The following is a 23,749-nucleotide window of genomic DNA, read 5'->3' as shown; positions in this document are numbered from 1 at the left end:
AAGGAGACACCGTGAGCGAGAACACCGATGTGGTCGTGATCGGCGGAGGATACGCCGGGGTCACGGCGGCCAACCGTCTGACGCAGCGCGACGACGTGACAGTGACGCTGATCAACCCACGCCCCGACTTCGTCGAACGCATCCGCCTCCACCAACTGGTCGGCGGCACGCATGACGCGGTCGTCGACTACGGGGAGGTCCTGGCCGAGAACATCCGGCTGGTGGTCGACAGCGTGGCGACCATCGACGCGGCCGGGCACAGCGTGGCACTGACGACCGGCGGCACAGTCGGCTACGACTACCTGATCTACGCGGTCGGCAGCGGCAGCGCCGAACCGGACGTGCCCGGCGCGGCGGAGTTCGCCCACCCGATCGCCACCCTGGAAGAGGCGCGCCGGCTGCGGCCAGTTGTCGACGCCGCGCCCGCGTCGGCCCCGGTGACCGTGGTCGGGTCCGGCCCGACCGGCATCGAGACCGCCGCCGAACTCGCGGAGGAGGGCCGGGCCGTGACCCTGGTCTGCGGCCAGGTGCTCGGCCCGTATCTGCACCCCCGGGGCCGGCGCTCGGTCGCCCGGACCCTCGCCGAACTCGGTGTGACCGTGCTCGAAGGCCCCGGCGCGAGGGTGGCGGCCGTGACCCGCGACGCCGTACGGCTCGACGACGGCCGCGAGCTCCCCAGCCGGGTCACCGTCTGGGCCACCGGCTTCGGAGTGCCGGACCTGGCCGCCCGCAGCGGGCTGAGCACCGACGCCGTGGGCCGCCTGCTCACGGACGAGACGTTGACGAGCGTGGACGACGCGCGCATCGTCGCGGCCGGGGACGCGGCGGCACCGGCGGACGCGCCGTTCCGGATGAGCTGTCAGGCCGCGGGGCAGCTGGGCTCACGCGCTGCCCGCACGGTGCTCAGCCGGATCGCGGGCGAGCGGCCCGCGCCCCTCAACGTGCGGTTCGCCGGCCAGTGCATCAGCCTGGGCCGCCGCGCCGGGATCTTCCAGTTCGCCTCCCTGGACGATCACGCGAACCGGTTCTACCTGGGCGGCCGCCCAGGTGCGAAGCTCAAGGAGTTCATCTGCAAGTCCACCGTCAAGCAGCTGGTGAACGAGGCGCGCAAGAGCGGTCCGCGGCCCGAACGCGGCGAGGCACCGGCCACCGCCGAGCGGGTGGCCTGAGGACCGAGAGCCGAGAGCCGAGAGCTGAGAGCTGAGAGCTGAGAGCTGAAGAGAGGCGAGATGTGAACGACGACCACGACGACCACGCCACCGACCCGGCGACCGAGGCTTTCGTCGCCCACCGCAACCTGCTCTTCACCGTCGCCTACGAGATGCTCGGATCGGCGGCCGACGCGGAGGACGTCCTCCAGGAGACCTGGCTGCGGTGGGTCGGGGTCGACCCGGGGCAGGTACGCGACCCGCGCGCCTACCTGGTCCGGATCACCACCCGCCAGTCACTCAACCGCCTGCGCGCGCTGTCACGCCGCAAGGAGACGTACGTCGGCCCCTGGCTTCCCGAACCGGTGCTCACCGCGCCGGACGTGGCAGAGGACGTCGAGCTCGCCGAGAGTGTGTCGATCGCCCTGATGCTCGTCCTCGAAACCCTGTCCCCGACGGAACGCGCCGTCTTCGTGCTGCACGAGGTCTTCGACGTCGACTACGACGAGATCGCCGCCGCCGTCGACAAGAGCCCCGCGGCCGTCCGCCAGATCGCGCACCGCGCCCGCCGTCACGTCGATGCCCGCCGGCCTCGCACGACGGTCTCCGCGAGCGAGACCCGGGCAGCACTGGAGTCGTTCCGGCGCGCGCTCGAAACCGGTGACCTGCAGGGCCTCCTCGACGTGCTCGCCCCCGAGGTGGTCCTGATGAGCGACGGCGGCGGCGTCAAACAGGCCGCGCGGCGCCCGGTCATCGGCGCCGACAAGGTGGCCCGCTTCATCGTCGGCGGCTCGGGCAAGGCCACCGGCGTACTCACCGTCGGACCCACCGTGGTCAACGGCAACCCCGCACTCGTGCTGCGCCTGGACGGTGAGCTCGACGGCGTCCTGGCACCCCGGGTCGAGAACGCCCTTATCACCGGCCTCTACTACGTCCGCAACCCGGCGAAGCTGACCCACGTCGATTCCGAGACCTCGCTCACCCTGCGGTGAACACCCTTCGTCGCCCCCTCACCCGTCCGCGCCGTCCCGGGACCGCGCGGACGGGCCGACCCCCGCTCCCGGCCCGCCGGAGCCGACGGCAACCGGCCCGTCCACCGCCCGGTCCCACCCGGTGGGCGCCGGCAGCTCGCACCAGACCGTCTTGCCCCGCATCCCTTGGTCCACCCCCCACCGCAGCGCCAACGCGTCCACGAGCGCCAGCCCCCGCCCCGACTCGTCACCGCCCGCCGCGCTCCGCATCGCCGGCCAGGCACACGGTTCGGGATCGCTCAGCTCGACACGGACACGACCGGTGCACGTGCCGCTGACCCGGAGCGTGACCGGCGTTCCCTCGCCGAGATGCACGATCACATTGGTCAGCAACTCGCTGACGCAGAGCAGCAGATCGGGCGAATCCACACCCCCGCACCGCTCCCGCAGGGTGTACCGCACTTCCGGTACGGCCTTCGGCACAGCGAGCAGGTCCATCGCGATCGGCAACGGGCTCATCCACCGGCCGCCGTACGCAGCGCCTCGGCCAGCCGACGCGCGGTCTCCGCAGTGCAGTTGCCGAGCGCGACCAACGGCGGCCGGGTCGTCCACCCGGCGAGCGTCAGCGGATCGACGCCGAGCGACGGCAAGGTGATGCCGTGAGCCGCGAGCGCGGCGCGGAGCGCGTCGATGGCCGAACCGATGTCGTAGTCGGGGGTGTCCTGTGAGTCGTCCATGAGAGGCCGTCCACCTTTCGTTGCACACTGTGACGAACCCCTCACACGCTGCCGCACGGGGCTCTACCTTGAAAGGGTTTCCCGCTCCACAACGCACAGCGCGAAAGGTGGTCAAGAGTGGCTACACGCAAGGAGATCGACGGCTCGGCGGGCGTCCCGCAGTTCTACGGCAAGGAACTCCGCTTCAAACGGGAGGAGGCGGGCCTGACCCTGGAGAAGCTGGTCGACGGCAGCTTCTACGGCATCACGTACCTGAGCGAGATCGAGCACGGCCATCGCCGGATGCCGGTGGATCTGGCACAGCATGTGGACCGGGTACTGACTACGGACGGGTTCTTCCAACGGCGGTGCGAGGACGTGAGGAAGGCCAAACAGGGCGCTCACGCCGCGTTTTTCGCCCCGGTGGCGGAAGCTGAGACACGGGCCCGGACCATCGACCAGTGGTCCGGCACTCTCATCCCAGGACTGCTCCAGACCAGGTCCTATGCCCATGCTGTCGTCCACTCCACGCATTCTCTGAACACGCTGGAGGAGAGCGAGGCCAGGATCGACGCCCGAATGCAGCGAGCCCGGCTCTTCGACAACCCCAAGAAGCCCGAGTACTGGGTGGTCTTGCACGAGTCCCTCGTGCACCACTCCATCATGCCGCCTGCAGAGATGGCCGAGCAGCTGAACCATATCGCCGCCCTGGCACGGCGCAGCCGCGTCGTTGTACAGATCCTTCCGTGGAACGGTCCAACCCGCCCCCTCACCGAGTTGCCGCTCCTCTTCATGGACTTCGACGACGAACCGCCACTGCTCTACACCGAGGGCCCCTATCACGGTCAGACCATCGACGATCCGTCTCTCGTGAGGCAGTACCGCAAGGCATACGATCGGCTCAGGGCCGCCGCCTTGCCGCCGGAGGTGTCCCTCGCCCTGGTCGAGAAGGCGGCTGAGGAGCACGGGCATGGCCAGCATCGATCTTGATCTCCGCACGGCTACCTGGCGCAAGAGCAGCTACAGCAATGGCAGTGGCGGCGACTGCCTCGAAGTCGCGGACGGTCACTCCGGCATCGTCCCCGTCCGCGACTCCAAGCGCCCCGAGGGACCGGCCCTCGTCATCGCCGCGTCCGCCTGGATGCCGTTCGTCGAGTCCGTCAAGGCATCCTGACCCGCCGCGACGTCCAAAACCGCGAGAGGCGCAGCTCTCGCGGTGGTCGCCCGCCGAGGTTTGACAAGATCGACTACCGCGAGCGGCACGCGGTCGAATGCGGCATCAATCGACTCAAGCGCCACAGGGCTGTGGCCACGTGTCATGACAAGCTCGCGGTCCGCTACGAAGCGACCGTGCTGGTCGCGGCCATCAACAAGTGTCTGTGACCAGCACCTTCGCAGGTCGTGCGAGACCGGCGTCAGCGGTGACCCAGCACGTTGACCACCCGCCCATTAGGGTCGCGGACGAGGAAGCGCCGCACGCCCCACTCCTCGTCCTGCAAGGCATGGACGATCTCCGCACCGCTGTCCCGCATGACCGCATAGGCCGCGTCCACGTCATCCACTTCGATACTCATATCGGGAGTGACCGGGGCGGTCTTGTCGCTGGTCATGAAGCTGACCTGCGCCGCCGGAGCGGACGGGGAGGCGAGCGTCGTGATCCAGCCGTGGTTCATGACCTCCTCGAAGCCCAGTAGGCCATAGAACTCCCGGCTCTCCTGCGCAGCTTCTGACTGGATGTTGGGCACGACACGGCGAACGGCCATCGACGACTCCAGGTGAGAACAGAATTGTCTCCGAGACCCTCCACAAGTACTACGGCGCAGCCCCCGCCGCACATACTTTCGCAACAGGCGTCAGCACGTGGGAGGAGCGGGCTGCGGGCCGGAGTGCAGGCTGCTTCCTGGGCTGCCATGACTTCATCACCGTGCTCGAAGGCCCATGCGCCGACAGCGTCGATGGGCTCCAGCAAGGTGCGGCCCAGACCGGCGAGTTCGTACTCGGCCCGTGATAGTGCGTCGGGGTGCGAATGCCGGTCGACCAGTCCGTCGAACTGCGGCCGCCGCAGAGTCTCGGTGAGGACCTTGGAGCTGATGCCCCCGATCTGGTGTGGGTGATGCGTCACTCCGGCGGCTGGCTGTACCCCTCCAGCGTCGCCTTACTTGTGGACCGGTCAACAAGCCGCAGCTCCCACGGTCCGGTGTTCACGTCGAAGTCCTTGCCGAAGCCGACCCACTTCCCGGCCATGCGCCGGCCGGTCGGCTCAACCAGGAGCTGAATTGCCCCGTGGTAGCGGGCGCCGTTGTAGTAGCCGTCCGAGGCTGTCTGCTCGACCCACGTACCCGTGACCACGTTGCGGTCAACGGTCAGGTCCAGCGTGAGCGGGCTGTCCGGATTGCTGCTCGCCCCGGGCAGACTCTGAGCGGTCAGCCGGTTTCCGTGCTGGACGATCACTACGTAGTGCTTGCCTTCATATGAGTCACCCCGGCTCGAAGAGAAGAACTCGTAGCGGCTGAGCCACACCCCCGAGAACGTCTCCTCACTCGTCTGCGCGGCGGGCTGCACGCCCACTGCGGCAGAAGTGACACCACCTGCGCCCGTCTCCATGTCATTCCCTCCCTTCCCGTCTCCGTGCACCCATGCCATCGGTACTGGCACGGTGAACCCCAGGGCCTCGACCGGACGGCCAGTGACCCGTTCCAAGGCTCTGGCGTACACCCCCCGAGGGGTCTTGCTCGTACCGGACTCCCACCGCTGCACCAGACGCTTTGAAGCCTCGTTCGGCTCTCCCAGTTCCGCACCTGCCCGGCGGAGCGCCTTGGCGAAGTCGTCTTGGCTCAAGCGCAGGCTGATACGCACGGCCCGCAGCACATCATTCGGCACCACGGCGGTCGTCGTCATGACGTCAAAGCTAGACCGAACCGGCGTCCAATGACACCCAATTGACGCCCCTGGAAGCGTCATTGACGCCCCGGCGAGTGACGCCCCGGCGACGCCCGTTCCGTCGTCGCTCTGCCCTACCTCCTGGCAGGAACATCAAGGCGAACCGAGGGCAGCTACGAGGGAGGCGGGCGGATGACGATGACCATGCGGGTATCCCGCGACGGCGGACGGACGTACGGCGGAGAAGTCGTCTGCCCGTCCGACCGGGCCGTGGAGCCGCTGACCCCCATGGCTTCCGCCACGTGGCCCGCCTGCGAATGCCCTCGGTGGGCGGTGGTCAGAAGTGTTCCGGGCAACCGCAGACGACGCTCAGGATGGCCGGATCCGGGTCGCTGTCGGCCTCAGCACGGAACAGCTCCACGAAGAGCGGCCACAGCGGACGCGCGCCAATCTTCCAGAACTCTTCATCGACCAACATGCGGGCTGGTTCCTTGAGTTCATCACTCAAGAGCGGCAAGTTTTCGGCCCACCGGCGTTGACGGTCGTGCAGGATCTCAGGGACGGCGGGACTCCTCTACGGCAGCGCGGGCGGCTGCCCTCATGGCGGCAAGTGGGTCAGCGTCTCCCCGCACGTGCGGTATTGCCCTGCCCTCCGGACAGGAGCGGGAAGGTTGCCCAGTGAGCCGGACGCCTTCCGCGAACGGCGGAGCCCCGTCGCTCCAGCTTGGGAGAACGGGGCTCTCGGCGTGAGAGGGCGGACTAAGCAGTCCTGTGAAGTCAGCGCTCTCAGGGTCCACAGGTACGGCGTCCCACTTGATGGCGATGCGCCCGCCCGGTTGGCCCTTCGGGTGGATGGTTGCGCGCCGGGTGAGACGGCCGGGCCGACCGGGCCGACGGCCGGCGCTGTCCTCCCACCCGGCGCTCCAGGAGCCTGGCGCGCCTCCCCGGGACTACCGGGTCGGCTTGTTCCGGGGAAGGGAGACCGTCACTTGACGTCGACGTAGTCGCCGGCCGCGGTCGCGCCACCGGTCGTGTTCGTCTCGCCGAAGGTCCATCGCCAGTAGCCGTCGACGGAGGCGGTGACCGTGGTCTTCAGAGCGCCGGTCGAGCTCGCCTTCACGATCTTGACCGTGTTGTACGTGCTGGTACCGGCCTTGCGGAACTGGAGCTTGGCCGCCTTGCCACCGAAGCCGGTGTACGTGTGCTTCACCCAGTCCGCGCGGGTGATCTTGCCGGTGACGGTGAGCTTGCCGCCCTTGACGACGGGCTCGGGCGAGGCGTCGACGGTGACCTTCGCCGCACGCTTGACCCGCACGGTCGGGGAGAGAGGCAGAAACTCCTCGCTCTTGAGCCCACCCTTCGAGTTCCAGATGCGTACCCAGATGGCGCTCTTCCAGGTCGTGGCGTCGTTGTTCGAGTCGAGGGTGTAGCGCGGGTCGATGTACAGCTTGCCCTCGCAGTCGGCGGCCACGGAGCCGTCCTCACAGGCAGTGAGCACCGTGTAGATGGCCCCGCGCTCCGAGGCCTTGGCGGGGGTGGTGTCGTGGTACAGGAGCACAGAGGTGTTCACGTCGGACTGCTTGAGGCCGGACGGCCACGACACGTGGTACGTGAATGTGGGAGAGACCTCTGCGGACGTACCCACGATGATGGGCTTGCCCTTGTTCAGGACCAGCTTCGACACTTTGACGCCGGTGTCCGCCGCCTGCGCGGACGGCGCGGTGAGTGCCCCCAGGGCGAGCGTTCCCGCGACCACGACCGCGAAGCCGGATCTGCCTGCGCGCATGCGCAACCTCTTGTTGGTGAGGGACTGGTATGAGTCCGGTGAGGAAAGAATGGATCGCCGCAGGCTAACAGCCCCCGAACGGGATCCGGTTCGAGAGGGTCGGGCTCGAACCACCGGCCCGACAGCCTCGCAACGGGCGAAGCCGAGACGGATGACCTTCTCGGGACCAAGCCCCTGCAGGGCGCCCATCGCGACGGCCCTGCGTCCAGCGACTCCGCGAAGCGGACCTCCGTGATGAAGTACCGCAAGGCATACGATCGACTCAGGGCCGCAGCCTTGCCGCCGGAGGCGTCCCTCGCCCTGATCGAGAATGCGGCTGAGGAGCACCGGCATGGCCAGCATCGATCTCGCTCTCCGCACGGCCACCTGGCACAAGAGCAGCCACAGCAACGGCGATGGCGGCAACTGCCTGGAAGTGGCGCAGGAGTTCGCCCACTGGCGTAAGAGCAGCCACAGCAATTCCTCCGGCGGCGACTGCCTCGAAGTCGCCGAGGGGTTCGCCACCTGGCACAAGAGCAGCCACAGCAACGGCGATGGCGGCGAATGCCTCGAAGTCGCGGACGGTCACCCCGGTATCGTCCCCGTCCGCGACTCCAAGCGCCCCGAAGGCCCGGCCCTCGTCATCCCCGCGTCCGCCTGGACGCCGTTCGTCGAGTCCGTCAAGGCGTCCTGACCACTACGCCGTTCGCCGCCATGCGGGGCAAGCTCGGCGAGCGGTCACCGGACGGCGGCGGCGCCGTCCAGGTACGGGTCCGACTTCGTCGCCGCCGGGTCGGCGCGCGTCCCACCACGCGAGGGAACCGAACGCGGGCGGGCGGTGGATCGCCTTCGCGTACTTCCTCGCCCTCACCACCACCGGCCGGCTCATCACCCGGCCGTGATCCTCATTCGGCAGGAGCAACGACGTGCACCAACTCACGTACGACGACATCAAGGCTGCCACTGACCGGACAGCCGGACACATCCGCCCGGTCACCGTCGCCCCCGTCGATCCGGGAACGATCCGTACTGCTCACCGCGGCCCCCTCGGCGACCGGCCCGAGGAGCCCTGCGAGGTCTGGCTCGCGCTGGAGTTCATGTAGCACACCGGCTCCTTCAAGGCGCGCGGCGCGCAGAACTTCATCCAGGCCCACCGCGAGACCGGCACCCTGCCGGGCGCGGGGGTGACCATCGCCTCCGGCGGCAACGCCGGGCTGGCCTGCGCGTGGGCCGCCCGGCAGCAGGGTGTGCGCGCCACCGTGTTCCTGCCGTCCGTCGCCCCGGCGGTGAAGGTGGCCAAGCTCCGCGACTTCGGGGCGGACGTGCGGGTGGTCGGGGCGGAGTACGCCGAAGCGCTCGAAGCGTGCGAGGAGTTCGCCGCCACGACCGGCGCTCTCGCCGCGCACGCCTACGATCATCCGTTGATCGCCGCCGGGGCCGGCACCCTGCTGGAGGAGATCCACGCCCTGATCCCCGGCCTGGACACCGTGGTGGTCTCGGTCGGCGGCGGCGGCCTGTTCGCCGGAGTGGCCACCGCCGCCCGGCACCACGGAATCCGCGCGGTCGCCGTCGAGCCGGAGAACTGCCGGGCGCTGAACGCCGCCATCGAGGCCGGCCAGCCGGTCGACGTCCCCGTCGACTCGGTCGCCGTCGACGCCCTCGGCGCCCGCCGCGCGACCGCCTTGGCCCTGCACGCGGCACGCCAGGACGACATCCGCTCCGTCCTCGTGCCGGACGGCGAAATCGTCCGCGCCCGCCAGGCGTTGTGGGACCACCGCCGCGTCGCCGTCGAGCACGCCGCCGCCACCGCACTGGCCGCGCTCACCGCTCCGGACCTCCATGTGCCGGGCCAGGACCTGTCGAGCCGCGGCTACCGGCCCGGCAGCGGCGAGCGGGTCGCCGTGGTGCTGTGCGGGGCGAACACCGACCCGAGCGACCTGGTGCACCCGGCCGAGAACTGATATCCGGTGGCCGGGCCGGCCATGACGGCGGCCCGGCAGTCACGGTCGCGACCTTCGCGCGGATCGAGGGGGCGGGTTTCACCTACCGCGCCGGTCCGCGTCCGAAGCAGCCGAGCGAGATCAACCACCACCACGGCGGGCGCGGTCCGTACTTCATCGACCCGGCCGGGCACGGCATGGAGATCACCGCCCCCGTACGGCAGTCACGACCCTCGGCAGACCGCGTCGTACGGCGCGGTGGCCGGCCAGGGCTTGCCGCCCGGCCGGCGGACCGGCCGAAAGCCCCGGTCCACGCGTGAAGGGCGTGCCCGGTCACCCGGGCACGCCCCTCACAGACAACGCGCGGAACCGCGAAGTCGCGAACGCGTCAGCGGTCGAACCGCTCGCGGTCGTCGCCGGCGCCCTGGACCCTGTCACGGCCCTGCTGCGACGTCTTCGAGGTCGTCTTCGAGGCCCGCTGGGACGCACCCTGCGCCCGCTCCCGGCCCTCGCCGCGGGCCTCGCGGCCCGCGCCCTTGCCCTCGTTCGTCTTCTTCTTCGCCTGGTCGGCGAGCTCCTGCGCCTTGTCCTTGAACTGGTCTGCGATACCCATGCTGTTCACTCCTAGTGGGTGCGTGGGGGACGGTCCGTAAGGACCTCGACCAGAGTTACACGCCCCGGCAGGCATCGCATTTCGATCACTTACGCTGCGTACGCACCGCCCGTTCGTGCTGGTCAGCGGCCCCTCCGGCACCGACGAGCGCCTTGCTCACACCCTCCAGCCGCGACCCGAAGCGTTGCATCTCGCGCTGGCCGACGACCCCGATCACCGACGGGAGGCAGCCCCGTACGGACTGCATCCCGCGCAGCCACCACTGCGCGTACACATGCGCGGAACGCCGTTCGATGCCGGCCACGATCCGGTCGACCGCCGGTCCCAGCGGATACGTACGGTTCGAGGGCCAGGGCAGCCGCTGCCGCAGCTCCCGCATCACGTCGTCCTGGTCGGCGCCCCGCACCATGTCCGTGTCGGTCCAGGAGAGGTATCCGACCCCGACCTTCACCCCGCGGTAGCCGACCTCGGCCCGCAGGCTGTGCGCGAACGCCTCCACGCCCGACTTGGACGCGCAGTACGCGGTCATCATCGGCGCCGGTGTCATCGCCGCGAGCGAGGCGATCTGCAGGAAGTACCCGCGGCTCTCCATGAGCACCGGCAGGAACGCCCGCCCCGTCACGGCGCCGCCGATCAGATTGACCTCGATGACCCGCCGCCACGCCTCCGGGTCCGAGTCGAGGAACGGTCCGCCCGCCGCGACTCCGGCGTTGGCGACGACGACGTCGACCTTTCCGAACCGCTCCTTGACCTCCTCGGCGACGCGCGCCATCGCCGCGTGGTCGGTGACGTCCGCGAACCAGTGGTCGCTCTCCGAGTGCAGCCGCTCCGAGACCTTCTTCAGCTCGTCCGGCTCCAGACCGACCAGTGCGAGTATGGCGCCGCGCGCCGAGAGCTTGCGTGCCAGCAGTTCGCCCACGCCACGCGCCGCGCCCGTGACGACGACGACCTGTCCTTCCAGACTCCGCCTGTCGTTCATGCGACATCCTCCTTCTCGGCCGTACCGTCCACACCGTCCGCACCGTCCGCACCGACCGCGCCGTCCGCACCGACCGCGCCCACCGGGAGGTACGCGGTGACGAGTTCCCGGAGCTTCGTCGTGACCGCCTCCGGCGCCTCCACCGGTGTCATGTGGCCCATGCCCGTCAGTTCGGTGAGCCCCAGGCAGTCGGGCAGCGCCGCCGCGATGGCGCGGGCGTGCACGGGCGGCGTCAGCCGGTCCTCCGTACCCGCGATCACCGCCGTGGGCACCCGCAACTCCCTCACTCCCGCGTCGAGATCGAGCTCCGCGAGGACATGCCCCCAGGCGACCCTGGCCACCCGCGGACACGCGTGCACGATCCGGGCACAGGTCTCGACCCGGTCGGGGGCCGAACCCGCCCCCATCGTCCCGTACTTGAGTATCCGCCTGGAGACCGGTGTGACCGGTCCGAGCGGGGCCCGCGCCCCGAGGATCGCACGGGTCATCCGGGTCCGGACGGCCCCGGCCCGCAACGGCACCACCAGCGACTCGGCGAGCAGCCGCGAACTGCCGGTGCTGCACAGCAGTACGGCCGCCGCGTGCTCACGCAGTCCAGCCCGCCGCGAGGCGGCCATGATCGTCATGCCGCCCATGGAGTGCCCGGCGAGCACGGCCTGCTCACCCGGTTCGAGCGTGGCGGCCAGCACCGCTTCGAGGTCGTCGGCGAGGGCGTCCGTGCTGTACCCCGCGCGGCCCGGCGCGGGCGAACGGCCGTGGCCCCGCTGGTCGTAGACGACGACCCGGTGGTCCACCGCCAGGTTCCGGATCCGCGCGGCCCAGAAGTGGGTGCTGCAGGTCCAGCCGTGCGACAGGACCACCGCGGGGGCGCCTTCCCGCCCGTGCACCTCGACATGGACGCGCGCGCCGTCGGCGGAGAGGGCGGTCAGTTCGCGCACGGGGGTGGGCGGGGCGTCGTCCCGCCGCAGCAGCCGGCTCATCGCACGACCTCCTCGGCGACGGACTTCACCGTGGCGGGCTCCCCGGGCGCGGCGGCCTTCTTCGGCGTCCGGACGACCTCGTACTCCGCGAGGTCGACCGACCGGGTCACCTTGCGGAACTCGGCGGTGGTGCCCGGCCAGACCGTGGTGTTGCGCCCGTTGGCGTCCAGGTACCAGCTGTCGCAGCCGCCGACGTTCCACACCGTGCGCTTCATCCGCTGCTGGACGTGCCGGTTCCAGGCCCCGACCGCCGAGGGGCGCGCGTCGAGTGCGACGCGGCCGCCCAGCACGTTCAACTGGCGCAGGTAGTCGGCCATGTAGTTCAGCTGGGACTCGATCATCAGGATCATCGAGGAGTTCCCGAGCCCCGTGTTGGGCCCGATGATCGTCATCCAGTTGGGGAAGCCGGACGCGCTCGCGCCGCGCAGCGCCTGCATGCCGTCCTTCCAGGACTCGGCGAGCGTGATGCCTTCCGCGCCCACCACCCGCTCGGCGATCGGCATGTCGGTCACATGGAAGCCGGTGCCGAAGATGATCGCGTCGGCCTCGGTCTCCGTACCGTCGGCGGCGACGACCGTGGAGCCGCGCACCTCGGCCAGGCCGGAGGCGACCACATCGACATTGGGCCGGGCGAGCGCCGGGTAGTAGGTGCTGGAGAGCAGGATGCGTTTGCAGCCGATGCGGTAGGAGGGGGTCAGCTTGGCCCGCAGCGCCGGGTCCTTGATGGACCGCGCCATGTTGGACTTGGCTATCGACTCGATCACGCCCAGCTCGTCGGGGCGCTTGGTGAAGGCGCTGACCTGCAACTCCCTGATGCCCCAGAGCAGTCCGCGGCGCGCGGTGCCGGTGAAGGGGAGCGTGCGGTGCAGCCAGCGCTCGGCGCCGCTGATCCTCCGGTCCATGCGCGGCATGACCCAGGGCGGGGTGCGCTGGAAGAGCGTCAGCCTGCCGGCCTTCGGCTGGACCGCGGGCACGATCTGGATGGCGGAGGCGCCGGTGCCTATCATCGCGACGCGCTTGCCGGTCAGGTCGTAGTCGTGGTCCCAGCGGGCCGAGTGGAAGACCTTGCCGGGGAAGCCGTCGAGGCCGGGGATGTCGGGAGTCTTCGGGTCGGAGAGCGGCCCGGTCGCGGAGACGACCACATCGGCCGTGAACGTGGTCCCGTTGCCGGTCTCGATGACCCAGTGGAGCGCGTCGCGGTCCCAGCTCATCAGCAGCACTTCATGGTTGAGCCTGAGGTGCGGGCGCAGCCCGAAGGTGTCCGCGACGTGCTCCAGGTAGGCGCGGATGTGCTCCTGCCCGGAAAAGGTGCGCGGCCACTCGGGGTTGGGGGCGAACGAGAACGAGTAGAGGTGGGACGGTACGTCGCAGGCGCAGCCCGGATAGCTGTTGTCGCGCCAGGTGCCGCCGACAGAGCCGGCCCGTTCCAGGACGACGAAGTCCGTGATGCCTTCGCGGCGCAGCCGGACCGCGGCCCCGAGGCCCCCGAATCCGGATCCGATCACCGCCACTCGTACGTGCTCGTGCTGGGCCATGCCGGCGCCTCCCGCGGTACGTCACACCACTCTGCCAGCAATCACTGGCATTGTTGGGAGAGTAGAGCAGCTCCGTACCGATGGGTAGGGGGCGGCAAGGGAAAGTTACCGGCGGTACAACATAGGGTGCGGGTGTGGCTGACGGACGCGAGCACCGTGAATACCGGATGGAGGAGCTGGCCGAGGAGGCCGGCATCCCCGTGCGGACCGTGCGCTTCTACCGGGAGCGCGGGCTGATCTCACCGCCTCGCCGCGAGGGGCGCATCGCCTGGTACGACGACCATCACCTGGCCCGGCTGCGCACCATCGCGGGCCTGCTGGAGCGCGGCCACACCCTCACCGGCATCGCCGATCTCGCCCGTACCTTCGAGAGCGGTCGCGATGTCGCCGAAGTGCTGGGCCTGGGCGAGCCGACGGAGGAGATCCCGGTGCGCCTGACCCCCGAACAGCTCGCGGACTACTTCGAGGGCGAGGTCACCCCGGAGAATCTGGCCGCCGCCCTGGACCTGGGCTACCTGGCCACCGACGGCGACGAGATCGTCCACATCAGCCGCCGGCTGCTGGAGGTGTCGGCGGAACTGGTCCGGGAGGGGATATCGCTCGCCACGGTGCTCTCGGCCGGCCGCCTGGTCCGCGAGCACGCGGACGCGCTCGCCGAGCTGTTCGTCGGCATCCTTCAGGCGCACAGCGACGAGACCGAGCCGCCCCAGCTCCGCCCCCTGGCCCGCGCGGTGGTGGACGCCGAGCTCTCCATGGCGCTGGACCGGCGCCTGCACCGCGAGGACCCGGACCGCCCGTCGCGGGAACGCGCGTCCTGACCCGGGCCCCTGGCCTCCCGCCCCGCCTCCCGACCCCACCCTGTCGACGACCCCCGGAGCCCGGCCCCGCCCCGCACACCCGCGGGTCTACCGCTCGTAGACCACCGTCACCGGCGCGTGGTCGCTCCACCGCTCACCGTGCGTCGCGGCCCGCTCGACCCAGCCCTTCACCGCACGCGCGGCCAGCCCCGGCGTCGCCACCTGGTAGTCGATCCGCCAGCCCGCGTCGTTGTCGAAGGCCCGCCCACGGTAGGACCACCACGAGTACGGCCCCTCCTCCTCCGGACGCAGCGCCCGTACGACATCGACGTACTCGGCCTCGTCGAAGACCCGGGTCAGCCACTCCCGCTCCTCGGGGAGGAAGCCGGAACTCTTCTTGTTGGCCTTCCAGTTCTTCAGGTCGGCCTCCCGGTGGGCGATGTTCCAGTCGCCGCAGACCACCACCTCACGGCCGTCGGCCGCGGCCCGCTTCCTGAGGCCCTGCAGATACGGGAGGAACGCGGCCATGAACCGTTCCTTCTCCTCCTGCTTCTCCGTGCCGACCTCGCCGGAGGGCAGATACAGGCTCGCGACCGTGACACCGGGCAGGTCGACCTCGACGTAGCGCCCGCTCGCGTCGAACTCCTCGCTCCCGGCGTCCCCGAAGCCGCCGAACCCGATCTGCACCCGCTCGGGCGCACGCCGCGTGTACAAGGAGACACCCGCCCGGCCCTTGGCGGCGGCCGGTGCGTGCACGGTGTGCCAGCCCTCCGGTTCACGCACCTCGGCGGGCAGCTGCTGCGGCTCGGCCCGCACCTCCTGCAGGCAGATCACATCGGCTTCGGTCCCGGCCAGCCACTCGACGAAGCCCTTCTTGGCGGCGGCACGGAGCCCGTTTACATTGACGCTGGTCACAGTGAGCATTACGGCACGATACCGGGACCGACAATCTGCATAGCTGTACCATGTATCGCATGATTATCCACCCTCGGCCCTTCGACCACGCCGATGCCGTCAAACTCAACGACCAGGTGCAGCTCGAATACGCCGAGCGCTACGGCGACGAGGGCGATGTCACACCACTCGCCCCGTCGATGTTCGACCCGCCGTACGGCCTGTACCTCCTCGCCTACGACGCGCAGGGACGCCCGGTCGCCACCGGTGGCTGGCGCTCCCAGGAACGCAATGCCGAGGGATACTCCGACGGCGACGCCGAGATCAAGCGGATGTTCGTGATTCCCGAGGGCCGCGGCAACGGACTGGCGCGCCGCATCCTGGCCGCTCTGGAGACCGACGCACGGGCGGCGGGCCGGACCCGCATGGTGCTGGAGACCGGGGACAAACAGCCCGAGGCCATCGCGCTGTACAAGTCCAGCGGCTACGCCCCGTGCCAGAAGTTCGGCCACTACCGCACCTACGAGAGCAGCCTCTGCTTCGCGAAGCCGCTGCGGTGACGGGGCCCGGCACCCGTCGGACCTCCCCTCGGCGAGCAGCATCCGGGCGAAGGGGTACCAGTCGTCCACAGTCGGGACCAGGCCGCCGGCCCCGGACGGAACAGCCGACACCCTGCTCCACCGCCCGTCAGGGGCGTCGACCGCACCGCCCCGAACTCATCGGTCCCGGACGTCACGCCCCGGCTCGGCGCACCCGCCCGACACCCACGTAGAAGCCACTGCGTTCATCGAGGGGCGCCGGCTCCTCCCGGTACCACTGGGTGGCGTACACCAGCCCCGGTTCGACGAGGTCCAGGCCCTCGAAGAAGGGCTCGACCTCGCTCCGGGTCCGCATCCGCAGCGGGATCGCCCCCTTCTTGTACGCGGTCTCGGTCTTCTGCCGCAGCTCCGGATGCTGATCGGCCGTGCCGTGCGAGAGCACCAGGAAGCTGCCTTCAGGCAGGGCGTCGACCAGGGTGCGGGTGATGCCGTACGGGTCCTGGTCGTCGGGCAGGAAGTGCATGAGCGCGATGAGCGACAGCGCGATGGGCCGGTTGAAGTCCAGCAGCTCACGCGCGCGTTCGAGGATGGCCTGCGGCTCCCGCACATCCGTGTGGAGGTAGTCGGTGGCCCCCTCCGCGCTGCTGATCAGCAGCGCTTCCGCGTGCCGCAGGACGATCGGGTCGTTGTCCGCGTAGACGACCCGGGCGGCTGGGGTGATGGCCTGGACGACCTGGTGCAGATTGGGTGCCGTGGGGATGCCGGTGCCGATGTCGAGGAACTGGTCGACCCCGCCCCGCGCCAGCCACGCGGCGGCCCGGTGCATGAAGGCCCGGTTCCGCGCCGCGTTGCCCCGCGCCTCCTCGGGCAGCGTCTCCCCCACCCGCTGGTCGACCGGATAGTTGTCCTTGCCGCCCAGGAGCCAGTCATAGACGCGCGCGGGGTGGGGCTTGCTGGTGTCGATCTGGAGCTTGGGTGTTCCGGCCGTCACAGGACGCTCCTCCGTACGGGAAGTCACGAGCACCTAACCACTCGGTCCGTCGCGGGAACACCCCCCGGCAGGGCCCACGGAAGCAGCCGAGCATCATCAGCGTAGACCGCCCCGCCGACATCGCCCCGCACCGGCCACCGGGCAACCGCGGCCGCACACACCGCGTTTGGGTGCGGCGTCCGTGCCGTCACGGCCCGTCGGCCGGGGGCGGTGCACCTCGCCCGTCGTCGGGCAGGACCACCAGGCGAACGGCCATCTGGCGCGATCCCGGCGGGTGTTCACCGGGCGCGCTCGCGTACTTGCGCAGCAGCGCCTGGTACTCCTCGGTGAACGAGGCGACCTGTTCCTTCGTCATCCGCAGCCCGGCCCGGTAGATCTGGTTCCAGCCCGCCGAGGCGTCGTACCCGGCGTACGCCCGCACGACCAGATTCAGGTCATGGGTCATCTTCAGCACGCCGATCTTCACGGCGGCCTCGCGTTCGTCCGCCGTCATCTCCAGGCCGGGCGGCGTGAAGATGTTGGTCATGAGCGACTTCCACCAGCGCTCCCGCCCGGTGGACCGCTCCTCGATCTCCTCGATCAGCTTGAGGTCGGCGAGCTTGCGCAGGTGATAGCTGGTGGTGCCGGTGGACTCACCGAGGGCCTTGGCGACGCCGGTGGAGTTCGCTTCGCCGTGTTCGCTGAGATAGCCCAGGATGTCGCGGCGCACCGGATTGGACAGCGCCTTGTAGAAGGCCTTGAGGTCCGGACCGGTGAGCACTCTCGTCTCGGGACGCTCGACCATGCCCGCCAGCATAGTGCAGAGATTCTCTGCAATCATTGCAGAGACTGTTTGCAGAATATCTCTGCAATCGCTACGTTGGTCCGGGAGGCGCCGCCGGGCGCCGGGAATCGCGGGGGCGAGATGCGAAGAGACCTGACCGGAAGGCTGTCGCCGGGAGCCGGAACAACCGTCGGGGTGACGGCAGGAACGACCGTCGGGCCGACGACGGGAGCGACCTGGGCGGCCCCTCATGCCTGATTCCCTGGATGCCCGACTGCGGGACGAGATCGACGACCAGGTCGCGGAGGCCTTCGACGCCTACCTGTCCGACCGGCTGGCCGAACCCGGACCGCTGCGCGCCTCCCTGACCGCAGGGCGCGGCGTCCGGTTGGTGCTGGGCACGGTCGCACTCGGCGCCCTCGCAACAGCACTCGCGCCGCCCGGCATTGCCGCCGTCTGCTGGATCTGGGGCGCCATCGCCATGATCGACGTCACCTGGCTGTGGGTCGCCCGCCGCCGCTGACGGCCCGTGAGGCCCCTTCCCTGCACGGACCCGTGCGGGAGGAAGTCCCGGAACGACGAGATCCCGCCCGATCTTTCGATCGGACGGGATCTTGTGTGTGCGGTGGACCTGTGGGGATTTGAACCCCAGACCCCCTCGATGCGAACGAGGTGCGCTACCAGACTGCGCCACAGGCCCTTGCAACGAGTGAAACTCTAGCACCCCCACTGGGGTGCTCGGAAATCCGGTCCTTGCTGGTCAGCCGAGTCGGCGTCGCAGCGGGGCACGAAGGGGCTCACTCGTTGGCGGCACGGGGGCGTTCCCCGTCCTCGTACTGGTCGAAGAGCGGGGTCCGGCCGCGGTCGCGGGTGCGGCGGGACTGGTTGGTGCGCTGGCGCGGCGCCGGGTCGACGGGGGGCGCCACGGGGTGCGAGGTGCCCGTCTGGGAGGGCTCGGCGGCGCTGGAGCGGGCCGCGCTCCAGGTCTCCGGGTTGCCCACCTCGACGCCGCCCGTGACACGCGGGGCGACCGGGGCGGTCACGTACGTCGGCAGCGGGACCGGGACCGGCTCCCAGCTGTCGCCCTGGACCCGGCCGCGTTCGCGCTGCTGGTCGACCCATTCCGCGTGGTCCGTCTGCTCGACCAAGGCGCGGCGGCCTGCCTCCTGCGGGGAGACCGCGGGTGCGGGCTCGGGCTCGGGGCGGCGCGCTTCGGGCTCCTCGTCGGCCTCGGCGGGGGCCGCCGCGGCCGGCTGGTGCCTGCGGGGGCGGTTCTCGCGCAGATGCTGCGCCGCCACCTCGGCCCGCCGCCGGTCCATGGTGAAGGCGAACCGGCGTCGCTCCTGGGACCGCAGATGCACGATGTACGTGCTCAGCAGGACCGCCGGAACCGCGGGCGCCCAGAGGAAGCCGAGGCCGCCCACCGCCGCGACGACCGCGCCGAGGGTGAAGGCGAGGAAGAGGACGACGGTGGTGCGCCGCCGACGCGCGAGGACCTGCAGGCGCTGAGCGCGCCGGACGCGCTCAGCGTCCGCCGCACCGGCGCGCGGGCGCGCGCGCCGCGAAGAACCGGGCCCGGGGCGTTCCCGGTCCGAGTGCTCGGGCGGGTGCGCCGGGTCGTGCATCCGGGCTTCGGTGTGCGCCGGAGGCGCGGCGAAGGCCCGGACGTCCACGGTATCCAATCGGTCCGTGACGACGTCCGGGTCGGCGTCGGGCTCCGCCTCCTCGGCGCTGCGTCCGCGCAACTCCTTGGCGTACCGGCGCTCCATGGCCGCCCGTCCCGACAGCAGCCGGATGGCGGTGCTGAAGCGTTCCGTCGGGCGGGCTTCATTGAGCTCGTCCTGCCTGCGGAGCCACATCGGCACCAAGTAGGCGGCCCAGGCCCCGACGATGACTGCGTAGATGAGGCCGCTGCTGCTCACGTCTCACACCGTAGAGGGGTTTGCACGGAGGCATCCGCCAATTGGCCCGGTGTGTCGCACGATCCGGCTGATTTCAAGGACTTTTTTTGTGATTGTTCAGATCGCCCGTGCGAGTTTGCGCGTTCGTTTGCGGCCATATGCCGATCAATATCGAACACTTATTTCATTTCCCGTGGCGTTCCGGGTCGTGCCTGGTGCCAGCGCCGGAGCAGCCCGTCGGGCACTTCCTCCGCCGTGAGCGCGTAGATGAGATGGTCCCGCCAGGCGCCGTCGATGTGGAGATAGCGCGGACGCAGGCCCTCCTCACGAAATCCCAGTTTCTCGACGACCCGTCTGCTGGGCCTGTTCTCCGGCCGAATGCATACCTCGATGCGGTGCAGTCCGACCCTGCGGAAGCAATGGTCGACGGCGAGGGCGACCGCGGTCGGCATCACCCCGCGGCCCGCCACCTCCTGGTCGACCCAGTAGCCGATGTGACCCGAGCACATCGAGCCCCAGGTGATCCCGGCCACCGTCAGCTGGCCGACCAGACGGCCCTCGTACTCGATGGCGAAGGGCAGCATCCGGCCCGCGTTGGCCTCGGAGCGCAGATGACGGACCATCTGACGGTAAGTGGGGCGCTGGGCCACCGGACCGCCCGGGGCGGGCGGCGGCACGGTCGCCTCCCAGGGGCGCAGCCAGTCACGGTTACGCCGGTTGACCTCGCGCCACATGCTCTGGTCGCGCAGTTTCACCGGACGGAGAGTGACCTTGCCGTCGTTGAGGACGACCGGCCAGGTCGGGACGTTCAGCTCGGGCTCCCGGGTCGTGGGTGATCGCCGCCGCGCAGTTGGTCGACGGCGTGCGTCAGGAGACGTGCGAGGACGGCGAGGCCGTCGCGCACCCCGCCGGTGGAGCCCGGCAGGTTCACGATGAGCGTGCCGCCCGCGACGCCCGCGAGGCCTCGGGAGAGCGCGGCGGTGGGCACCTTGTCGCGACCCTCGGCACGGATCGCCTCGGGAATGCCGGGGATCTCGTGGTCGAGGACGCGACGGGTGACGTCGGGGGTGCGGTCGGTGGGCGAGATGCCCGTGCCGCCGGTGGTGACGATGACGTCGTACCCGGCGGCCACCCCTTCGCGCAGCGCCTGTTCGACCGGGTCGCCGTCGGGCACGACCCGCGGCCCGTCGACGGTGAAGCCGAGCTGTGTGAGCGCCTCGGAGATCAGGGGGCCGCCCTTGTCCGCGTAGACCCCGGCGGAGGCCCGGTTCGACGCGGTGACGACGAGGGCGGCGTACGGGGTGGTCGGAGCGCCACCGAGCGGAGCGCCACCGAGCGGAGCCCCGGCCGGTCGGCCGTCACCGGCCTGCCCGGTTCCGGGCGCCGTCACGCGTCCGCTCCGTCCGGTGCGGTGCGCCGGTAGTCGCCGGACTTGCCGCCCGACTTCGCCTCGACGCGTACGTCCGTGATGACCGCCGACTTGTCGACCGCCTTGATCATGTCGATCACGGTGAGCGCGGCGACCGAGACCGCCGTCAGGGCCTCCATCTCGACGCCGGTGCGGTCCGTGGTCTTCACCGTGGCCAGGATCTCCACCGCGTCGTCGGCGACGCTCAGGTCGACCTTGACGCCGGAGACGGCGAGCGGGTGGCAGAGCGGGATCAGGTCGGGGGTGCGCTTGGCCCCCATGATCCCGGCGATACGGGCGGTGGCGAGAGCGTCGCCCTTGGGGACTCCTTCGCCGCGGAGCAGTTCGACGACACGCGGCGAGACGAGGACCCGGCCGCTGGCGCGGGCCACCCGCGCGGTGACGTCCTTCTCCGAGACGTCGACCATGCGGGCCGCGCCCGCCTCGTCGATGTGCGTCAGCCTGTTCTGCGTACTCAACTCACTCCGCCTCGCGGTAGGGCGCCGGTTGCCCGCTCGGCCCGCACCGGGGTGCGGGCCCGGGGCCCCGGGGGAGTCCCCGGGAAGGCACAGCGGCAGATACCGTACCGCCACCGCCCGGGGATCAGCGGAGCAGGATCACCTCGGTGTCCGTGCCGGGCTCGGCGGAGGTGACGTCCTCGGGCAGCACGATCAGCGCGTCGGCCTGGGCGAGAGCCGCGATCAGATGCGATCCGGAGCCGCCGACAGGGGTGACGGTGCCGGCCTCCGCGTCGTACGTGCCCCGCAGGAACTGCCGTCGGCCGGCCGGTGAGGACAACGCCTTGTCGGTGTTCAGCATGGCCCTGGCGGTGGGACGGTTCACGTCCTGAAGCCCCATCAGGGCGCGGATCGCGGGCCGTACGAACAGCTCGAAGGAGACGTAACTGGAGACGGGATTGCCCGGCAGCGCGAGCAGCGGCGTGTGTTCGGGGCCGATCGAGCCGAAGCCCTGCGGCTTGCCCGGCTGCATGGCGAGCTTGCGGAAATCGATGCCGCCGCCGGGCTCGTCCTCGTCGCCCAGCGACGACAGGGCTTCCTTGACGACGTCGTACGCCCCGACGCTGACCCCGCCGGTCGTGACGACGATGTCGGCCCGGATCAACTGGTCCTCGATCGTGGCGCGGAGCGTATCGGCGTCGTCCGTGACGGCTCCGACCCGGTAGGCGATCGCTCCGGCGTCCCGGGCGGCGGCCGTCAGGGCGAAGCTGTTCGAGTCGTAGATCTGGCCGCCGGTCAGCTCCTCGCCCGGCTGCACCAGTTCGCTGCCGGTCGAGATGACCACGACCCGCGGCCGGGGCCGCACCTTCACCGTGGAGCGGCCGATCGCGGCGAGCAGCCCGATCTGCGGCGGGCCGACCACCGATCCGGCGCTCAGGGCCAGATCGCCCGGCCTGACGTCGCTGCCGCGCGCCCTGACATGGGCGCCTGCCTCGACGGGGCGGTGGACGCGGACCTCGCCGCCCGCGCCCTCGGGGGCGTCGCGGTGGGCGCGCATGGTGTCGGCGGGGCCGCCGCCCGTACCGCCGTCGGTCCACTCGACCGGGATCACGGCCTCGGCACCGGCCGGCAGCGGGGCGCCGGTCATGATGCGGGCGGCCTCGCCCGGTCCGACGCTCCGGTCGCCGGGCAGCCCGTCACTGCCCGCCGCGACGTCACCGATGACGGTGAGCACGGCGGGGAACTCCTCGTCGGCGCCCTCGACATCGGCGACCCGGACCGCGTACCCGTCCATCGAGCTGTTGTCGAAGGGCGGCACGGCGATCTCCACGATGACGTCCTCGACGAGGACGCAGCCCTGGGCGTCGTGCAGTTGCAGCTCGATGGGTTCGAGCGGTCGCACCGCGCCGAGAATGTCTTCCAGGTGCTCGTCCACCGACCAGATCGTGCTGCTGCTCAAAGTGCTACATCTCCTCGGTGACATAACTGCGGAGCCAGGCCCTGAAGTCCGGGCCCAGGTCTTCACGTTCGCACGCGAGTCTGACAATGGCACGGAGGTAGTCGCTCCGGTCACCGGTGTCATAGCGGCGCCCCTTGAAGACGACACCGTGCACGGGGCCGCCGATCTTCTCGTCCTCGGCGAGGAGCTGCAGGGCGTCGGTGAGCTGGATCTCGCCGCCGCGGCCCGGCTCGGTCTTGCGCAGTATGTCGAAGACGGCGGGGTCCAGGACATAGCGGCCGATGATGGCGAGGTTGCTGGGCGCCTCGGTCGTCTCCGGCTTCTCGACCAGGCCGGTGACGCGCACCACATCGCCCGCGGCGGTGGGCTCGACGGCCGCGCAGCCGTACATGTGGATCTGCTCGGGCGCGACCTCCATCAGGGCGACGACGCTGCCGCCCTCGCGCTCCTGGATCTCGACCATGCGGGCCAGCAGAGGATCGCGCGGGTCGATCAGGTCGTCACCGAGAAGGACCGCGAACGGCTGCTCGCCGACGTGCGGTGCGGCGCACAGCACGGCGTGGCCGAGGCCGCGCGGATCGCCCTGCCGGACGTAGTGCATGGTGGCCAGGTCGCTCGACTCCTGGACCTTCTGGAGCCGTTCGGCGTCTCCCTTGCGGGTGAGCGCGGACTCCAACTCGTAATTGCGGTCGAAGTGGTCCTCAAGAGGGCGCTTGTTGCGACCGGTGATCATCAGTACGTCGGAGAGACCGGCGGCCACCGCTTCCTCGACGACGTACTGGATCGCCGGCTTGTCGACGACAGGCAGCATCTCCTTGGGAGTGGCTTTGGTGGCGGGCAGGAAGCGGGTACCGAGCCCTGCGGCCGGAATGACAGCCTTGCTGATCCTGGTGTGCGACTGAGTCATGCGAAGAACGATAACTGGTGCCTATGGGCGGAAGATGAGGCTCCGGTTAATTTTGTACACCTATCTGCACATACGAGAGATTCATGGGTGATCGTTGAACACCGA

Annotated in this window: 27 protein-coding genes, 1 tRNA gene and 3 pseudogenes; 9 read left to right on the top strand and 22 right to left on the bottom strand. The window is 70.3% G+C overall.

The features are described 5' to 3' along the window. Positions 1 to 11 precede the first annotated feature (11 nt). Positions 12 to 1,169 carry an NAD(P)/FAD-dependent oxidoreductase gene (locus tag ACZ68L_RS03070; protein WP_469573705.1) on the top strand — a complete coding sequence of 386 codons (1,158 nt, stop codon included), beginning with the start codon at positions 12 to 14 and terminating at the stop codon, positions 1,167 to 1,169. Between the two features lie 62 nt (positions 1,170 to 1,231). Continuing rightward, positions 1,232 to 2,140 (top strand): RNA polymerase sigma-70 factor, encoded by a 909-nt coding sequence (locus ACZ68L_RS03065; protein WP_469573704.1) that lies wholly within the window; start codon positions 1,232 to 1,234, stop codon positions 2,138 to 2,140. Positions 2,141 to 2,158: 18 nt separating this feature from the next. Here the strand turns inward: ACZ68L_RS03065 and ACZ68L_RS03060 are convergent, their stop codons facing one another. Both ACZ68L_RS03060 and ACZ68L_RS03055 read right to left on the bottom strand, forming a co-directional pair. Further along, positions 2,159 to 2,638, bottom strand: coding sequence for an ATP-binding protein (locus ACZ68L_RS03060; RefSeq protein WP_469573703.1), 480 nt, complete (start codon positions 2,636 to 2,638; stop codon positions 2,159 to 2,161). Next, positions 2,635 to 2,856 carry a hypothetical protein gene (locus ACZ68L_RS03055; protein ID WP_469573702.1) on the bottom strand — a complete coding sequence of 74 codons (222 nt, stop codon included), beginning with the start codon at positions 2,854 to 2,856 and terminating at the stop codon, positions 2,635 to 2,637. The genes ACZ68L_RS03060 and ACZ68L_RS03055 overlap by 4 nt, the downstream gene beginning before the upstream one ends. A gap of 117 nt (positions 2,857 to 2,973) precedes the next feature. Here ACZ68L_RS03055 and ACZ68L_RS03050 point away from each other — a divergent pair, with 117 nt between their 5' ends. Beyond that, entirely contained in the window at positions 2,974 to 3,825 is an 852-nt protein-coding gene (locus tag ACZ68L_RS03050; protein WP_469573701.1) for a helix-turn-helix domain-containing protein, read from the top strand. After that, complete coding sequence (locus ACZ68L_RS03045; protein WP_469573700.1) at positions 3,806 to 4,009, top strand: DUF397 domain-containing protein; 204 nt, start codon at positions 3,806 to 3,808, stop codon at positions 4,007 to 4,009. The genes ACZ68L_RS03050 and ACZ68L_RS03045 overlap by 20 nt, the downstream gene beginning before the upstream one ends. A gap of 241 nt (positions 4,010 to 4,250) precedes the next feature. On the opposite strand, the gene ACZ68L_RS03040 is transcribed toward ACZ68L_RS03045, so the two are convergent. The 5 genes and pseudogenes from ACZ68L_RS03040 to ACZ68L_RS03020 form a co-directional block, all read right to left on the bottom strand. Further along, entirely contained in the window at positions 4,251 to 4,598 is a 348-nt protein-coding gene (locus ACZ68L_RS03040) for a VOC family protein (RefSeq protein ID WP_469573698.1), read from the bottom strand. A 107-nt stretch (positions 4,599 to 4,705) separates the two neighbouring features. Further along, positions 4,706 to 4,939, bottom strand: a pseudogene (locus tag ACZ68L_RS03035) (winged helix-turn-helix transcriptional regulator); the annotation flags it as partial. Positions 4,940 to 4,953: 14 nt separating this feature from the next. Then, positions 4,954 to 5,733 carry a helix-turn-helix domain-containing protein gene (locus tag ACZ68L_RS03030; protein WP_469573697.1) on the bottom strand — a complete coding sequence of 260 codons (780 nt, stop codon included), beginning with the start codon at positions 5,731 to 5,733 and terminating at the stop codon, positions 4,954 to 4,956. Between the two features lie 319 nt (positions 5,734 to 6,052). Then, the gene (locus tag ACZ68L_RS03025) at positions 6,053 to 6,193 is read right to left on the bottom strand and encodes a hypothetical protein (RefSeq protein WP_469573696.1); all 141 of its coding nucleotides are present in this window, start codon (positions 6,191 to 6,193) and stop codon (positions 6,053 to 6,055) included. 507 nt (positions 6,194 to 6,700) lie between these two features. After that, on the bottom strand, positions 6,701 to 7,501 hold the full coding sequence (locus ACZ68L_RS03020) for a hypothetical protein (RefSeq protein ID WP_469573695.1): 801 nt from the start codon (positions 7,499 to 7,501) through the stop codon (positions 6,701 to 6,703). A 331-nt stretch (positions 7,502 to 7,832) separates the two neighbouring features. Here ACZ68L_RS03020 and ACZ68L_RS03015 point away from each other — a divergent pair, with 331 nt between their 5' ends. Together ACZ68L_RS03015 and ACZ68L_RS03010 are read left to right on the top strand one after the other, a co-directional pair. Beyond that, positions 7,833 to 8,174: a DUF397 domain-containing protein gene (locus ACZ68L_RS03015; RefSeq protein ID WP_469573694.1), complete on the top strand. Its 342-nt coding sequence runs from the start codon at positions 7,833 to 7,835 to the stop codon at positions 8,172 to 8,174. Positions 8,175 to 8,406: 232 nt separating this feature from the next. Next, a pseudogene (locus ACZ68L_RS03010) lies at positions 8,407 to 9,441 on the top strand (threonine/serine dehydratase). A gap of 367 nt (positions 9,442 to 9,808) precedes the next feature. Here the strand turns inward: ACZ68L_RS03010 and ACZ68L_RS03005 are convergent. The 4 genes from ACZ68L_RS03005 to ACZ68L_RS02990 all read right to left on the bottom strand — a co-directional run bounded on the left by ACZ68L_RS03005 (position 9,809) and on the right by ACZ68L_RS02990 (position 13,527). Further along, positions 9,809 to 10,033 (bottom strand): hypothetical protein, encoded by a 225-nt coding sequence (locus ACZ68L_RS03005; protein WP_469573693.1) that lies wholly within the window; start codon positions 10,031 to 10,033, stop codon positions 9,809 to 9,811. 85 nt (positions 10,034 to 10,118) lie between these two features. After that, positions 10,119 to 11,012, bottom strand: coding sequence for an SDR family oxidoreductase (locus ACZ68L_RS03000; protein ID WP_469573692.1), 894 nt, complete (start codon positions 11,010 to 11,012; stop codon positions 10,119 to 10,121). After that, the gene (locus tag ACZ68L_RS02995; protein WP_469573690.1) at positions 11,009 to 11,992 is read right to left on the bottom strand and encodes an alpha/beta fold hydrolase; all 984 of its coding nucleotides are present in this window, start codon (positions 11,990 to 11,992) and stop codon (positions 11,009 to 11,011) included. The genes ACZ68L_RS03000 and ACZ68L_RS02995 overlap by 4 nt, the downstream gene beginning before the upstream one ends. After that, positions 11,989 to 13,527, bottom strand: coding sequence for a flavin-containing monooxygenase (locus tag ACZ68L_RS02990; protein ID WP_469573689.1), 1,539 nt, complete (start codon positions 13,525 to 13,527; stop codon positions 11,989 to 11,991). Before ACZ68L_RS02990 ends, ACZ68L_RS02995 begins: the two co-directional genes overlap by 4 nt. A gap of 167 nt (positions 13,528 to 13,694) precedes the next feature. Between ACZ68L_RS02990 and ACZ68L_RS02985 the strand changes: the two genes are divergently transcribed. Next, positions 13,695 to 14,345, top strand: coding sequence for a MerR family transcriptional regulator (locus ACZ68L_RS02985; protein ID WP_469573998.1), 651 nt, complete (start codon positions 13,695 to 13,697; stop codon positions 14,343 to 14,345). 87 nt (positions 14,346 to 14,432) lie between these two features. Here the strand turns inward: ACZ68L_RS02985 and ACZ68L_RS02980 are convergent, their stop codons facing one another. Then, positions 14,433 to 15,248 (bottom strand): exodeoxyribonuclease III, encoded by an 816-nt coding sequence (locus tag ACZ68L_RS02980; protein ID WP_469573688.1) that lies wholly within the window; start codon positions 15,246 to 15,248, stop codon positions 14,433 to 14,435. A gap of 50 nt (positions 15,249 to 15,298) precedes the next feature. Here ACZ68L_RS02980 and ACZ68L_RS02975 point away from each other — a divergent pair, with 50 nt between their 5' ends. Next, on the top strand, positions 15,299 to 15,778 hold the full coding sequence (locus ACZ68L_RS02975; protein ID WP_469573686.1) for a GNAT family N-acetyltransferase: 480 nt from the start codon (positions 15,299 to 15,301) through the stop codon (positions 15,776 to 15,778). A gap of 14 nt (positions 15,779 to 15,792) precedes the next feature. Here the strand turns inward: ACZ68L_RS02975 and ACZ68L_RS02970 are convergent. The 3 genes and pseudogenes from ACZ68L_RS02970 to ACZ68L_RS02960 all read right to left on the bottom strand — a co-directional run. Further along, positions 15,793 to 15,919: pseudogene (locus ACZ68L_RS02970) on the bottom strand (serine hydrolase domain-containing protein); the annotation flags it as partial. A gap of 31 nt (positions 15,920 to 15,950) precedes the next feature. After that, a complete protein-coding gene (locus tag ACZ68L_RS02965) occupies positions 15,951 to 16,748 on the bottom strand; it encodes an SAM-dependent methyltransferase (RefSeq protein ID WP_469573684.1) in 798 nt (265 codons plus the stop codon). A 187-nt stretch (positions 16,749 to 16,935) separates the two neighbouring features. After that, on the bottom strand, positions 16,936 to 17,532 hold the full coding sequence (locus ACZ68L_RS02960) for an ArsR/SmtB family transcription factor (RefSeq protein WP_469573682.1): 597 nt from the start codon (positions 17,530 to 17,532) through the stop codon (positions 16,936 to 16,938). A 229-nt stretch (positions 17,533 to 17,761) separates the two neighbouring features. Here ACZ68L_RS02960 and ACZ68L_RS02955 point away from each other — a divergent pair, with 229 nt between their 5' ends. After that, positions 17,762 to 18,034, top strand: a complete 273-nt coding sequence (locus ACZ68L_RS02955) for a hypothetical protein (RefSeq protein ID WP_469573681.1) — start codon at positions 17,762 to 17,764, stop codon at positions 18,032 to 18,034. Positions 18,035 to 18,137: 103 nt separating this feature from the next. On the opposite strand, the gene ACZ68L_RS02950 is transcribed toward ACZ68L_RS02955, so the two are convergent. From ACZ68L_RS02950 to galU, 7 genes are all read right to left on the bottom strand, one after another. Then, positions 18,138 to 18,211, bottom strand: a tRNA-Ala gene (locus ACZ68L_RS02950). A 97-nt stretch (positions 18,212 to 18,308) separates the two neighbouring features. Then, the gene (sepX, locus tag ACZ68L_RS02945; protein WP_469573680.1) at positions 18,309 to 19,433 is read right to left on the bottom strand and encodes a divisome protein SepX/GlpR; all 1,125 of its coding nucleotides are present in this window, start codon (positions 19,431 to 19,433) and stop codon (positions 18,309 to 18,311) included. A gap of 158 nt (positions 19,434 to 19,591) precedes the next feature. Then, the gene (locus ACZ68L_RS02940; protein ID WP_469573997.1) at positions 19,592 to 20,224 is read right to left on the bottom strand and encodes a GNAT family N-acetyltransferase; all 633 of its coding nucleotides are present in this window, start codon (positions 20,222 to 20,224) and stop codon (positions 19,592 to 19,594) included. After that, complete coding sequence (locus ACZ68L_RS02935) at positions 20,221 to 20,802, bottom strand: MogA/MoaB family molybdenum cofactor biosynthesis protein (RefSeq protein WP_469573678.1); 582 nt, start codon at positions 20,800 to 20,802, stop codon at positions 20,221 to 20,223. Before ACZ68L_RS02935 ends, ACZ68L_RS02940 begins: the two co-directional genes overlap by 4 nt. Then, positions 20,799 to 21,299: a cyclic pyranopterin monophosphate synthase MoaC gene (gene moaC, locus ACZ68L_RS02930; protein ID WP_469573676.1), complete on the bottom strand. Its 501-nt coding sequence runs from the start codon at positions 21,297 to 21,299 to the stop codon at positions 20,799 to 20,801. The genes ACZ68L_RS02935 and moaC overlap by 4 nt, the downstream gene beginning before the upstream one ends. A 124-nt stretch (positions 21,300 to 21,423) precedes the next feature. Beyond that, positions 21,424 to 22,761, bottom strand: coding sequence for a molybdotransferase-like divisome protein Glp (gene glp / locus ACZ68L_RS02925; protein ID WP_469573675.1), 1,338 nt, complete (start codon positions 22,759 to 22,761; stop codon positions 21,424 to 21,426). Then, the gene (gene galU, locus ACZ68L_RS02920; RefSeq protein WP_469573673.1) at positions 22,742 to 23,644 is read right to left on the bottom strand and encodes a UTP--glucose-1-phosphate uridylyltransferase GalU; all 903 of its coding nucleotides are present in this window, start codon (positions 23,642 to 23,644) and stop codon (positions 22,742 to 22,744) included. The genes glp and galU overlap by 20 nt, the downstream gene beginning before the upstream one ends. Between the last annotated feature and the right edge of the window lie 105 nt (positions 23,645 to 23,749).

The organism is Streptomyces sp. NPDC104309, from assembly GCF_055584025.1.
The sequence above is the reverse complement of the archived record's forward strand: the minus strand, read 5'-3'. Positions and strand labels throughout refer to the sequence as shown.